The sequence below is a fragment of the Pigmentiphaga sp. NML030171 genome (assembly GCF_002188635.1).
GTDB lineage: Bacteria > Pseudomonadota > Gammaproteobacteria > Burkholderiales > Burkholderiaceae_B > Pigmentiphaga > Pigmentiphaga daeguensis.
Genome location: NZ_NINX01000051.1, coordinates 1 through 12,428 on the forward strand (window position 1 = coordinate 1; position 12,428 = coordinate 12,428).

Below are 12,428 nucleotides of genomic sequence, written 5' to 3' on the forward strand. Positions count from 1 at the left end.
GCCGAGATCGCCACCCGGCCCTTCCAGCTGGTCACCGGCCGGGAATGGAAAGGCTCGGCCTTCGGCGGCGCCCGCGGACGCACCGACGTGCCCACCATCGTCGACTGGTACATGGACGGCAAGATCAAGATCGACGAGCTCATCACCCACACCCTGCCCCTCGAACGCATCAACGAGGGATTCGACCTCATGAAGAGCGGACAGTCGATACGCTCGGTCGTGCTGTACTGACCCAGGCCCTCGGCCCGGCGCGGCGACGGGCGGGAAAACCCCCGCCCGTCGTTGTATAGAACAATTCACTTCCCCGCCGATAGAGTCTCCCGCATCGAAGCCGCCACGCCGTGGCGGTCCGGTTCAAGGAGATTCGTCCGTGGAGCACGTCGTTCGCAATGCCTGGTACGTACTGGGCTGGACCGCAGAAATCGGCACCGGGCCCTTCGCCCGGCGGGTACTGGACGAACCCGTCGTGGCCTTCCGCCGGCGCGACGGCCGGCTCGCCGCCCTGCTGGACCGCTGCGCGCACCGCCTCGTCCCCCTGTCGCTGGGCAGCGTGGTGGACGACACGCTGCAATGCGGCTATCACGGCCTGCGCTATGACGGCACCGGAGCTTGCGTGCACGTCCCGGGCCAGGAGAACGTGCCGCCCGCCGCGCGGGTCCGCAGTTTTCCCATCACGGAAAGATACGGCGCCGCCTGGATCTGGATGGGAGACGCGCAACGCGCCGACCCCCGGCTCATCCCCGTCATCGAGCGCTATGGCACGCCGGGCTGGACGGTCATCCGGGGCGAGCCCCAATACCATCGCTCGCACTACCTGAACATCGTCGAGAACCTCCAGGACCCCGCGCACACGACCTACGTCCATCCAGGCACCATCGGCAATCCGGCATCGAGCGACATACTTCCCGTCATCGAGGAAAGCGAGGGCCACATCGTGACCTACCGCTGGACACTCGATGCCGAGCCGCCCCCTCTCGACCGCAGGAACGCCAGCTTCAGCGGACCGGCCGATCGCTGCCAGTACTACCACTTCTTCCCGCCCTGCACCTCGCGCGTGGACGTGGTGACGATGCAGGCCGGCCAGGAACACACGGAAGCCAACATGGACCGCGGCCTGCGCGCGTTCAGCTACAAGTTCCTGACACCCGAAACGGATGCGGCCACGCATTTCTTCTGGCTGCACGTGCGCAACTTCGGCGTGGACGACAAGGAACTCGACCAGCGCTTGATACGCGACATGGGCCGCACCTTCGAAGAAGACAACGTCATCGTGTCCGCCATGCAGCGCGAACAGGATGCCACCGGCGTGCGGCAGCTGGCGTGGCTGCGCATCGACGCGGGCCCCAGCCGTGCCCGCCGCATGATCGAGAAGATGGCAGCCGCCGACTCGGCGGCCGCCGCCCCGGCCACTTCGACGGCGTCCTGACGCCAGCCCATCCCCTGCCCGTCCACCCGCTTGCGTGCCGCCAAGGAGGCCACCATGTCCCACCGTCCGCACCCTCGTTTCCTTCGTGCCTCGTCACTGCTGGCGGGCCTGGCGCTCGCCCTGGCGGCGACGCAGGCCTGTGCCGGCGCCGCCGACGGCTATCCCAGCCGGCCCATCCGCTTCATCGTCCCCTTCACGCCCGGCGGACTGACCGACAAGCTGGCGCGCAGCGTGGCGCACGACCTGCAGGAGGCCTGGCAGCAGCCGGTCATCGTCGAGAACAAGCCCGGCGCGGGAGGCACCATAGGCGCCGACCTGGTGGCCAAGGCGCCGGCCGACGGCTACACGATCCTGCTGGGCACCCATGCGACCCACGCCATCAACGTCACCCTGCTCGCCAACCTGCCCTACGACGCGGTGCGCGACTTCGAGCCCGTCAGCCTGCTGGCGACGGTGCCCAATGTCCTCATGGTGCATCCCTCGGTGCCGGCGCACAGCGTGCAGGAACTGATACAGCTGGCCAGGCGCAAGCCCGGTTCGCTCAACTTCGTCTCCCAGGGCATCGGCACCTCCGGGCACATGTCGGGCGACCTGTTCAAGTCGCTGGCGGGCATAGACATGGTCCACATCCCCGCGCGCGGTCCGGCGCAGGCGGTCAGCGACGTCATGGGCGGCCATGCCGACATCCTGTTCGACTCGGTCGCCATCGGCATGCCCATCGTGCGCTCGGGCAAGCTGCGGGCGCTGGCCGTGACCAGCCGCGAACGCTCGCCCGCCGCGCCCGAACTGCCGACCATGATCGAGGCCGGCGTGCCCGACTACGAGATCGTGCTGTGGTTCTCGGTGTTCGCGCCCAAGGGCACGCCGGCCGACATCGTGCTCAAGCTGAACCAGGAAATCGCGCGCGCCATGGGCAAGCCCGCCACGCGGGCCGCATTCGTGCAGGACGGCCTCACGGTCTCGGCTTCGTCGCCGGAGCAGCTGGGCCGCTTCCAGCAGGCCGAGATCGCGAAGTGGGCACGCCTGATCAAGGCGTCGGGCGCGACGTCGAACAATTGACGCCGGCGCGCGGGAACATCCGCCTACCAGATGTCCGCCAGGTCCGGCCTGGACGAAGCCAACTGGCGGCTCCCGCCGTTGCGGCGGTCGGCCTTTTCCTTCAGCGGATAGTCCTGGTTGAGCCGCGTGGCCGTGTCGGTCAGGACGTCCAGCATGCCATCGAGCGCCTGGATTGCCTCCGGTGGCAGCGCCTTGAGGATACGGCCGTTGATGTCGGCGGTGATGGGAAAAAGTTCGGCATGCAGGGCCCTGCCCTTGTCGGTCAGTTCGATGGCGACGCGATGCCTGTCGCTGCTGCGGCCGATCCGCGACACCAGCCCCTTGGCGACCAGGTCGCTGATGGCGCGGGACACCAGGGGCCGGTCGGTATGCGCGCGCTCGGCCAGCTCGGAAGGCGCCATCGTGCCGTAGTCGGCCAGCATCGCGATCAGGCGCCATTCCCGCCGGCTGATGCCGTAGCGGCCCTCGCACAACCGAATCACCAGCGCCCCGCTGACCGACAGCAGCCTGGCGATCCGGTAATTCAGGAGTTCCTCGCAATTGGCGGGCTGCTCGAAGGACATGGCCGCTCCTGCGCCGACGGCGGTTGATTAGAACAATCAAGGACATGAAAGCTAGAGTCATTCTCCACAAAAAGCACAGCAGCCGCAACGCCGCGCGCCGGCGCGGCCCTGGCCGTTTTCCCTCTACCCAAGGAGCATCGCCCATGGCACTTCCCCAACGCGACCGGACACGGCCGATCGCCGACTCGCACGTCTTCGACCTGCGGCTTTCATGGAAGGGATACCGCATCAACAAGCTTTGCAACTCGCTCAGCGAAGCCGCCAACCGCGATGCCTACCGGGCGGATGAAGAGGCGTACATGACGCGCTTCGGCCTGTCCGACGAGCAGAAGGCGCTGATACGTGCGCGCGATTTCACCGGCCTGCTCGACGCCGGCGCCAACATCTATTTCCTGCTCAAGCTGGGCGTGGTCACCGGCAACGGCCTGTATGTCATGGGCGCGCGGATGCGCGGGGAAAGCTACGAGGACTTCCTGGCCACCCGCAACGACAAGGGAGCGGTCTGACATGGGACGCATCATCGCAGGCATAGGCACCTCTCACGTGCCCTCCATCGGCGCGGCCTACGACCGCGGCAAGCAGGCCACGCCGGCCTGGCGTCCCCTGTTCGACGCCTATGTCCCGGTGCGCGAGTGGCTGGAGGAACTCAAGCCCGACGTGGCCATCATGGTCTACAACGACCACGGCGCCGATTTCTTCTTCGACAAGTATCCCACCTTCGCCGTGGGCGCGGCCGACCGCTACGACATCGCCGACGAAGGCTTCGGCGTGCGCCCGCTCCCGCCCATAGACGGCCACCTGGAATTCTCGCAGCACCTGTGCGAATCGCTGGTCTACGACGAATTCGACCTGACGGTCTGCCAGGAAATGCGGGTCGAGCACGGCTTCCTGGTGCCCATGCACCTGTGCTTCGAGCACACCCCCGGGTGGAACGTGGCGGCCGTGCCGCTGGCCGTCAATGTCCTGCAGCATCCGCTACCCACCGCGCGCCGATGCTACCGGCTCGGACAGGCCATACGGCGGGCCGTGGAGTCCTATCCCGGCGACCTGCGCGTCGTCATCCTGGGCACCGGCGGCATGTCCCATCAATTGACGGGCCCGCACTTCGGCAGGATGGACAAGGACTGGGACCAGGACTTCCTGGACCGGATCGAACACGACCCCGGCAGCCTGTGCGAGCTGACCCACCAGACGCTGATGGAACGCCATGGCGCCGAAGGCATCGAGCTGATCATGTGGCTGGTCATGCGCGGCGCGCTGTCGAACCAGGCGCGGCGCGTGCATCGCAACTACTACGCTCCCATGACCACCGGCATGGGACTGATCACCCTCGAGGAGCCGGCATGATCGAACGCACCCAGGTCGGCATCGTCGGCGCCGGCCCCGCAGGACTCCTGCTCTCCCACCTGTTGCATCGGGAAGGCATCGAGTCCATCGTGTTCGACAACCGCAGCCGCGAGCACGTGCAGGGGCGCCTGCGGGCCGGCGTGCTGGAACAAGGAACCGTCGACCTCTTGGCGCAGGTCGGACTGGGCGAGCGCATGCGGCGCCTGGGCATGCCGCAGACCAGCCTGGACTTCCGCTACGCCCAGGCCTCCCACCGCATCGACTTCGCCCGGGAAATCGGCCGCACGGTCATGGTCTATCCGCAGCACGAGGTGGTCCACGACCTGATCGAGGCGCGGCTGGCCGCCGGCGGCGACCTGCGCTTCGACACCCCGGTCACCGCCGTCCGGGGCCTGGAAGGCCCCGCCCCCACGATCCTGGCCGGCCCCGAAGGCAGGCCGGTGCGCTGCGACTTCATCGCCGGCTGCGACGGCTTTCACGGCATCTGCCGCGACGCCATTCCCGCCTCGGTGATGAAGACCTACGACCGCGTCTACCCCTTCGGCTGGCTGGGCATCCTGGCCGAGGTTCCGCCGGCCGCGCCGGACGTGACCTGGGGCTGCCACGAGACCGGCTTCGCCATGCTGAGCTTCCGCTCTCCCACGCGCAGCCGCCTCTACCTGCAATGCGAACCGGACGACGACCCGGACAACTGGTCCGACGACCGCATCTGGAGCGCGCTGCACGAACGCCTGGACGTTCCCGGCATGCCGCCGCTGATCGAAGGCCCCATCGTGCAAAAGGGCGTGACCGCCATGCGCAGTTTCCAGGTCGAGCCGCTGCGCCACGGCGCCCTGTTCCTGGCCGGCGACGCGGCGCACATCGTTCCGCCCACCGGCGCCAAGGGGCTGAACTCCGCCGTGGCCGACATCCGGGTACTGGGCCGCGCCTTGGTCGAGTATTACCGGCAAGGTTCGGCCCGGCTCCTGGACAGCTATTCGGAAACCTGCCTGCGGCGCATGTGGCTGGTGCATCGCTTCTCGGCGGGCCTGTGCACCATGGTGCACAGCTTTCCGGGGCAGAGCGACTTCGCCCGGCGCCTGCAGCGGGCCGACCTGGACTACATGACGGGATCCGAACCGGGCCGGCGGGCCTTCTCGGAGAACTTCACCGGGTTGCCGATCGAGGCCTAGTCGCCCCTGCTGCCGCCCGCGCTGGCGAAACGCTCGCGATAGGCGCGGGGCGTCACGCCCAGGTGGCGCTGGAACACCTTGCGCAACTGGGCATCCGAGCCGAAGCCGGCCCGCGCGGCCACGGTCTTGAGCGGCAGGGCCGCGTCCTCGAGCAGCCGGCGTACCAGGTCCACCCTGGCCGTCTCGACGAAGGCCTGCGGCGTGGTGCCGGTCTCGCGCACGAACACGCGCGTGAAATTGCGCACGCTCATGGCCGCATGAGCGGCCAGTTCCGGCACGGCCAGCGGCTGGTGCAGGTTGGACAGGATCCAGTCCTGGGTCTTGCGTATGCCCGGATGGCTGGTGGTCTGGCTATCCAGGTGCATGCTGAACTGCGATTGCCCGCCCGGGCGCTTCAGGTAGACCACCATGTCGCGCGCGACCTCCAGGGCGAGATCGCGGCCGCAATCCTCTTCCACCAGGGCCAGCGCCAGGTCTATGCCGGCCGTGACGCCGGCCGAGGTCCAGATGTTGCCCTGCCGGATATAGATCGCATCGGCCTGTACGTCGATACGCGGATAGCGCTGCTGGAGCAGGCGCGACACGCTCCAGTGCGTGGTGGCGCGCCGGCCGTCCAGCAGGCCTGCTTCAGCAAGAAAGAAACTGCCCGAGCACAGGGCGGCCAATCGCGCGATGCGGGGCGCGACCGCCGCCGCCCAGTCGACGATGGCCGACGAATGCCGCATGGCTTCCTGGATGTTGCGCGCCCCCACCAGGATGGCGGTATCGGGCAGATCGCGGCTGTCCAGTCCCTTGCCGGCGTGCAGCGACATCAGGGTGTCCGACTGCACCGCCCCCGGTTGCGGCGCGGCGATCTCGACCTGATAGGCCGGCGGCAGGTCGCGCTTGCGCAGGTGCACGTTGGCGTAGTCGAACACGCACAGCGGACCGATGGCCTCCAGCGACTTGAACCCGGGATAGACGACGATATCGATGCGGCGGACGCGGAAATGGCTGCTCATGCGTGGATTTTAGTGCGCGACGCGCGCGGCACGGCGCTTGCTGCGTGCCCAGGCCCGCGCAACCGGCGCGTATGACGAAGGAGAACGTCATGAAAGCACTGTGCTGGCATGGCAAGAAGGACATCCGGTACGAGACCGTGCCCGATCCCCGCATCGAGCAACCGGGCGATGCCATCGTCAAGGTCTCCGCCTGCGCCATCTGCGGCTCCGACCTGCACTTGTTCGACGGCTTCATCCCCGGCATGAAATCCGGCGACATCATGGGACACGAGTTCATGGGCGAAGTGGTCGAGGCGGGACCGGACACGCACGACCTGAAGGTGGGCGATCGCGTGGTCGTGCCCTTCACCATTGCCTGCGGCGCCTGCGAGCAATGCCGGCGCGGCAACTATTCGGTGTGTGAACGAACCAATCGCAACAAGGAGCTGGCCGACAAGGCCTTCGGCCATTCCACGGCGGGCCTGTTCGGCTACACCCACCTGACGGGCGGCTACGCCGGCGGGCAGGCCGAATACGTGCGCGTGCCGCACGCCGATTCCACCCACATCAAGGTGCCCGCCGGCCTGCCGGACGAACAGGTGCTGTTCCTGGGCGACATTCTTCCCACCGGCTGGCAGGCGGCGGCCCAGTGCGACATCCAGCCCACCGACACGGTCGCCATCTGGGGAGCCGGCCCGGTGGGACTGATGGCCATGCGCAGCGCCCAGTTGCAAGGCGCCCGCCAGGTGGTGGTCATCGATCACGTGCCCGAGCGCCTGGCCATGGTGGCCCAGGCCGGCGCCATCCCCATCGACTTCGACCAGGAAAGCGTGGTCGAACGCCTGCGCGACCTGACCGGCGGCAAGGGGCCGGAGAAGTGCATAGACGCGGTGGGCCTGGAATCGCACGCCGCCCGGTCGCTGGACGCCATGTACGACCGGGCCAAGCAGGCGGTGATGCTGGAAAGCGACCGCCCCCACGTGCTGCGGGAAATGATCTACGTCTGCCGCCCGGCCGGCGTGCTGTCCATTCCCGGCGTCTACGGCGGGCTGATCGACAAGATTCCGTTCGGCGCCTCGATGAACAAGGGACTGACCTGGCGCATGGGCCAGACCCACGTCCAGCGCTGGAGCCAGGCCCTGCTCGAACTCATCGCCGAGGGCCGGATCGACCCCTCTTTCGTCATCACCCACAGCGAGGCGCTGGAGGACGGGCCGGACATGTACGAGATCTTCCGCGACAAGGAGGACGGCTGCGTGAAGGTGGTCCTGAAACCGTGACCACCCCGCTTCAGAACGACTCGGCCCGGTACACCTGCCTGCCGCCCACGTAGGTCGCCAGCGCCTTCAACCGCTGCACCTCGGCCGCCGGGATGCTGAGATAGTCGGCCGACAGCACGACGAAGTCGGCCAGCTTGCCGGGTTCGATCGACCCCTTGATGTCCTGTTCGTCGGTCAGGCGCGCGTTGTTGATCGTCATCAGCCTGAGCACGGCGTCGCGCGAAGGCACGGCCTGGTCGGCGCCGTAGACGCCGTCGGAGATCGTGTCCCGCGTCAGGAAGTGGTACATGGCCCAGAACGGATTGACCGGAATCACCGGCGAATCGGTGCCACCCGCCAGCATGAAGCCCTGCTCCATGTAGGTCTTGAGCGGCGTGACCTGCGAGGCGCGGTCCATGCCCCAATACCGCCTGAGCACGGGCGCGGCCAGATAGAGATGGTCCTGCACCGACATCCTGAGATTCATCGCCCGGATGCGCGGATACTGGTCGGGGCGGGTGATGAAGGCGTGCTCGATGGTCCAGCCCTGCGCGCGGATGTCGCGCTGGGCATGGGCCCGCTCGTAGCCTTGCAGCACCTCGTCCACGGCGGCATCGCCCACCGCGTGCACCGCCACGCGCCAGCCGGCCTGGTTGATGCCGGCCACGTATTCGTTGAACGTCGCCTGCGGAATGGTCTGCAAGCCGTAGTAGGTGCCACCCTTGCCCATCTCCCCTTCGTAGGGCCGGGTCATGTAGCCGCCCTCGAATCCGCCGTCCACGCTGATCTTGATGCCCCAGACCTTGACCCACTCGTCGCCTTCCCCCTGCCGGATGCCGGCCCCGACGATACTGGACCGGAAATCGGCCAGGTCCTTCGGGCGGAACAGGATGCTGTAGCGGACCGTGGCCTTGCCGCTGTCGCGCAGTTGCTGGAACTGGCGATACGCCGCCACGTTCGTGCCCGGTATCCGTATGCTGGTCAGGCCGTATTCGTTCAGCTTCTTCTGCTGTGCCTCGAGCACGGCCAGCGTCATCGGCGGCGGAGGCGGCAGCGGCGCGAGACGCTTGGCCGTATCGGTCAGCTCGCCGGTCAGCCGCCCGGCGGCGTTGCGCGGAATCGCGCCGCCCGGCGGCACCGGGGTCGCGGGCGTGATGCCGTACCTGGCCAGCGCCGTGTTGTTGAGGAAATAGCTGTGGCCGCCGCGCACCAGGATCACCGGCACGCCGGGCGCCGCCGCCTCCAGCTCGTCCGCAGTAGGCAGGCGTTGCTCCTTGAGTTGCGCTTCGTGCCAATCGCTGTTGGACACCAGCACCTCGCCCGGCTTGGCGCCCTTGGCCGCCTCGGCCACCTTGGCGCACAGCTCGGCGATCGAACGCGTGGCGGACAGATCGATGCCGGGACCGCCGCCCACGGCGTGCAGATGGGAATCCGCCAGGCCCGGAACGACCGTGCGGCCGCGCAGGTCGATCACCTGCGTGGCGGGCCCCGCGTAGGCCATGATGCGCTCGTTCGCCCCCACCGCGACGAATCGCCCTTGGCGCACGGCGAAAGCCTGGACAATGGAAGAGCCGGCATCCACCGTGGCGACCTTGCCGTTGACGAAGACCGCATCCGCGGCCTCCGCCGGCGCTGCGCCGCCCGGTCCGCGTGCCGCGCATGCGGCCAGCAGCCCCACCGCCGCCGCCACGACCACGCCCCGTCCCCAAGTCCCGCCAACCATCGCTTCCATGGCCCGCCCTCCCTCGTCGTCGGAAGGCACCAGTGTGATCCCGATAATCTTTAAATGTCAAATACTTATCCGCCATGGCGGCGCATGTCACAGAGCCCGCGCTTCGTGCACAATGCGGGCGTGGTCCACCAGGACACCCCCCCTCTCATTCATGAACCCCGAAGATCTGCAACGCCTGGTAACGGTCGCCATGCCCTACGGCAAGTACAAGGACAGGCTGATCGCCGACCTGCCCGGTCCCTACCTGGCCTGGTTCGCCCGCAAGGGATTCCCGCCCGGCGAACTGGGGCGCCTGCTGGCGCTGATGCACGAAATCGATCACAACGGGCTGTCGCCGCTGCTGGCGCCGCTGCGCCAGCGGTCACGATGATGCGCGGCGACGCTTCTGGAACAGCTCGAGCGCATGCAATCCAACCGCGCGGGCACGCTGGTTCTGAAGCACGATGGCCGCCTGCGCGGCTTCGGGGTCGCGTTCGCGTATCGCGTCCAGAAGACGGTGGAACTCATCCACGCTTTCCGCCGGCCGGTTCGGATGATTCATCGATGACGCCCACAGGAAACCCAGGCGTGCATTGATCTTGCGAATGAAGGCCGCGAGCGGTTCGTTCCTGGCTCCCGCGACGAAGGCTTCGAACAATTGATGCTTGGTCGCGCGTATGCGCGGCACGTCGCGCGAAACCAATGCCTGCTCGAACTCGTCGATGCGCACGGCGAAGGCGTCCATCTGCTCGGGCGTGCCGCGCGTCGCGAAACATGCCGCCGCCAGTTTCTGCAGGGCCACCCGCACTTCGTGCAGCTCGTGGAATTGCGCTTCGTCGATCGCCCGCACGGCAGGCCCGCGATGCGGCGCCACTTCCAGCAAGCCTTCGCCGTCGAGTTGCCGGATGGCTTCGCGCATCGATGGGCGGCTGGCGGCAAAACGTTCACACAGCTCCCGTTCGGTCAGCTTGTCGCCCGGGAGATAGACCCCTTCGGTGATGGCATCGCGCAGGCGGTCGGCCAGTTGCTGCCGGGCCGGATCGCCGGCCGGCACGGCGGTCTCGTTCAAGGCAACGATTTTTTGGTCCATGGATCGGTCGCGGCAGGAATCTGCATTGTAGCGACGCAAAGGCAAGCCTATCGCACCGGGCTTTTTTCTCGCCATCCACCTAAATTGTCTTACATTATTGAAAATAACGCCCGTTTCATGGCATATTTTCGCCAACAATAACAAAATTTGTCATACAAAAAGGCAAACCAGCCTTGCAACCCTCGAGGAGACACACCATGCCGCTGCACTCCCGGCTCCTGGCCACGGCGCTGGCCCTGGCCGCCGCCATCGCTTGCGCCCCCCAGGGCGCCAGCGCCCAGTCCTATCCGACCCGCCCCGTGCGCATCATCGTTCCGCATGGCGCCGGCTCGTCGCCCGACACCATCACGCGCCTCGTCGCGCAACACCTGGGCGAGCGCCTCGGGCAGCCATTCGTGGTCGAGAACCGCGCCGGCGCCGGCGGGACCATAGGCCTGGGCGCCGCCGCCCGGGCCCCCGCGGACGGCTACACGCTGACGGTGGGCCACATCGGCACGCTCACCATCAATCCGAACGTCTACAGCAAGCTGCCTTACGACCCGGTCAAGGACTTCGCGCCCATCATGCTGTCGGCCCGCACGCCCCTGGTGGTCGTCGTTTCCGCCGAGTCGCCCTACAAGTCGATCGCCGACGTCATCGCCGCCGCCAAGGCCGACCCCGGCAAGCTGACGTTCTCATCGGCCGGCAACGGCACCGCCTCGCACATGTCGGGGGAATATTTCAAGGCACTCGCGGGCATCTCCATCACCCACGTGCCGTTCAAGACGGCGCCCGAAGCCCTGACCGGCGTCGCCAGCGGCGCCGTCACCCTAACGTTCGGCGGACAGCCTCCGGCCTGGCCCATGGTCAAGGCCGGCAAGCTGCGGGCGCTGGCGCTCACCAGCGACCAACGGGTGGCGGAATTCCCCGACACGCCCGTGGTGGCCGAGACGCTGCCGGGCTACGAGATGTTCGACTGGAACGGCTTCATGGCGCCCGCGGGCACGCCTGTCGCCATCATCGACACGCTGCACACGGCCATCGCGGCCATTCTTGCCGAGCCGGGCGTGGTGCGCCAATTGCGCGGACAGGGGCTCCTGCCCATGGCCAACACGCCCGAGCAGTTCGCCCGCTTCATCGATGCGGAGCGAGGCAAGTGGGCGCGCGTCGCCAAGGAAGTGAAGATCCAACTCGACTGAGGAAGGCCATGGGAATGAGCGTGGAACAACTCGCGAGCCTGCTGGCCGGCGCCTCCGCGGCCGCGGCCTATGAAGCCCTGGGCCGCCGCGGCGACCTGGACCCGGTCATCGGCACGCAAGTGCCGGGCACGGTCTGCATCGGCCCGGCATACACCGTGAGCGCACCACCGCACCGCAGCGGATCGGCGAACCAGGCGCTCGACCTGGCTCCGCCCGGTTCCGTACTGGTCATCGACACCGGCGGCGATCCGGATACTTGCGCGCTCGGCGGCACCGGTTCGCTGGCCGCGCAGATGCGGGGCATCGCCGGCTGCGTCACCAACGGCCGCGTGCGCGACCTGGCCGAGATCCGGGCATTGCGATTCCCGGTGTTCGCACGCGGCGGCACCGTGCGCAGCAGCCGCAAGGACGGAACGGCCGAACTCCAGGTCCCCGTGGCGATCGGCGGCCAGATCGTGCGCCCGGGCGATCTCGTCTGCGCCGATGATGACGGTGTCGTCGTCATCGGGCAGCAATATTTCGATATCTTCGCCGAACGCCTGGCCGCCCGCCTGGCCTTCGAACGCGATGCCGATGCGCGGGTTCGGGCCGGTATCCCGTACGCGCAGGCCGTCAGCGGCCGTCCGTGACCGGCCCCAAGCAT

13 protein-coding genes and 1 pseudogene are annotated in these 12,428 nt (G+C 67.8%); 10 read left to right on the plus strand and 4 right to left on the minus strand.

Annotated features, from left to right (window positions below; all coding sequences use genetic code 11):
• The 3 genes and pseudogenes from CDO46_RS25020 to CDO46_RS25030 form a co-directional block, all read left to right on the plus strand.
• Positions 1-231: pseudogene (locus CDO46_RS25020) on the plus strand (S-(hydroxymethyl)glutathione dehydrogenase); the annotation flags it as partial.
• 139 nt (positions 232-370) lie between these two features.
• Entirely contained in the window at positions 371-1,426 is a 1,056-nt protein-coding gene (locus tag CDO46_RS25025; RefSeq protein ID WP_176400843.1) for an aromatic ring-hydroxylating dioxygenase subunit alpha, read from the plus strand.
• 54 nt (positions 1,427-1,480) lie between these two features.
• Positions 1,481-2,485 (plus strand): tripartite tricarboxylate transporter substrate binding protein, encoded by a 1,005-nt coding sequence (locus CDO46_RS25030; RefSeq protein ID WP_087841290.1) that lies wholly within the window; start codon positions 1,481-1,483, stop codon positions 2,483-2,485.
• A gap of 23 nt (positions 2,486-2,508) precedes the next feature.
• On the opposite strand, the gene CDO46_RS25035 is transcribed toward CDO46_RS25030, so the two are convergent.
• On the minus strand, positions 2,509-3,048 hold the full coding sequence (locus CDO46_RS25035; RefSeq protein ID WP_087841291.1) for a MarR family winged helix-turn-helix transcriptional regulator: 540 nt from the start codon (positions 3,046-3,048) through the stop codon (positions 2,509-2,511).
• 143 nt (positions 3,049-3,191) lie between these two features.
• Here CDO46_RS25035 and CDO46_RS25040 point away from each other — a divergent pair, with 143 nt between their 5' ends.
• Genes CDO46_RS25040 through CDO46_RS25050 form a run of 3 tightly spaced genes read left to right on the plus strand, consistent with a single transcriptional unit; the run spans position 3,192 to position 5,567 of the window.
• Complete coding sequence (locus CDO46_RS25040; RefSeq protein ID WP_087841292.1) at positions 3,192-3,554, plus strand: protocatechuate 3,4-dioxygenase; 363 nt, start codon at positions 3,192-3,194, stop codon at positions 3,552-3,554.
• Position 3,555: 1 nt separating this feature from the next.
• A complete protein-coding gene (locus tag CDO46_RS25045; protein ID WP_087841293.1) occupies positions 3,556-4,395 on the plus strand; it encodes a class III extradiol dioxygenase family protein in 840 nt (279 codons plus the stop codon).
• The gene (locus CDO46_RS25050) at positions 4,392-5,567 is read left to right on the plus strand and encodes a 4-hydroxybenzoate 3-monooxygenase (RefSeq protein ID WP_087841294.1); all 1,176 of its coding nucleotides are present in this window, start codon (positions 4,392-4,394) and stop codon (positions 5,565-5,567) included. The genes CDO46_RS25045 and CDO46_RS25050 overlap by 4 nt, the downstream gene beginning before the upstream one ends.
• Here the strand turns inward: CDO46_RS25050 and CDO46_RS25055 are convergent.
• On the minus strand, positions 5,564-6,568 hold the full coding sequence (locus tag CDO46_RS25055; RefSeq protein ID WP_087841295.1) for a GlxA family transcriptional regulator: 1,005 nt from the start codon (positions 6,566-6,568) through the stop codon (positions 5,564-5,566). The two genes, CDO46_RS25050 and CDO46_RS25055, sit on opposite strands and share 4 nt — an antisense overlap.
• An 89-nt stretch (positions 6,569-6,657) precedes the next feature.
• Here CDO46_RS25055 and CDO46_RS25060 point away from each other — a divergent pair, with 89 nt between their 5' ends.
• Complete coding sequence (locus tag CDO46_RS25060; RefSeq protein WP_087841296.1) at positions 6,658-7,827, plus strand: zinc-dependent alcohol dehydrogenase; 1,170 nt, start codon at positions 6,658-6,660, stop codon at positions 7,825-7,827.
• A 10-nt stretch (positions 7,828-7,837) separates the two neighbouring features.
• On the opposite strand, the gene CDO46_RS25065 is transcribed toward CDO46_RS25060, so the two are convergent.
• Positions 7,838-9,538 (minus strand): amidohydrolase, encoded by a 1,701-nt coding sequence (locus tag CDO46_RS25065; protein WP_254914680.1) that lies wholly within the window; start codon positions 9,536-9,538, stop codon positions 7,838-7,840.
• A gap of 151 nt (positions 9,539-9,689) precedes the next feature.
• On the opposite strand from CDO46_RS25065, the gene CDO46_RS25070 reads away from it, so the two are divergent.
• Positions 9,690-9,908, plus strand: a complete 219-nt coding sequence (locus tag CDO46_RS25070; RefSeq protein ID WP_087841297.1) for a DUF3820 family protein — start codon at positions 9,690-9,692, stop codon at positions 9,906-9,908.
• On the opposite strand, the gene CDO46_RS25075 is transcribed toward CDO46_RS25070, so the two are convergent.
• A complete protein-coding gene (locus CDO46_RS25075; protein WP_176400844.1) occupies positions 9,900-10,607 on the minus strand; it encodes a GntR family transcriptional regulator in 708 nt (235 codons plus the stop codon). The two genes, CDO46_RS25070 and CDO46_RS25075, sit on opposite strands and share 9 nt — an antisense overlap.
• Positions 10,608-10,804: 197 nt before the next feature.
• Here CDO46_RS25075 and CDO46_RS25080 point away from each other — a divergent pair, with 197 nt between their 5' ends.
• Together CDO46_RS25080 and CDO46_RS25085 are read left to right on the plus strand one after the other, a co-directional pair.
• Positions 10,805-11,785, plus strand: a complete 981-nt coding sequence (locus CDO46_RS25080) for a tripartite tricarboxylate transporter substrate binding protein (protein WP_087841299.1) — start codon at positions 10,805-10,807, stop codon at positions 11,783-11,785.
• Between the two features lie 14 nt (positions 11,786-11,799).
• On the plus strand, positions 11,800-12,414 hold the full coding sequence (locus CDO46_RS25085; RefSeq protein ID WP_165963232.1) for an RraA family protein: 615 nt from the start codon (positions 11,800-11,802) through the stop codon (positions 12,412-12,414).
• Positions 12,415-12,428 lie beyond the last annotated feature (14 nt).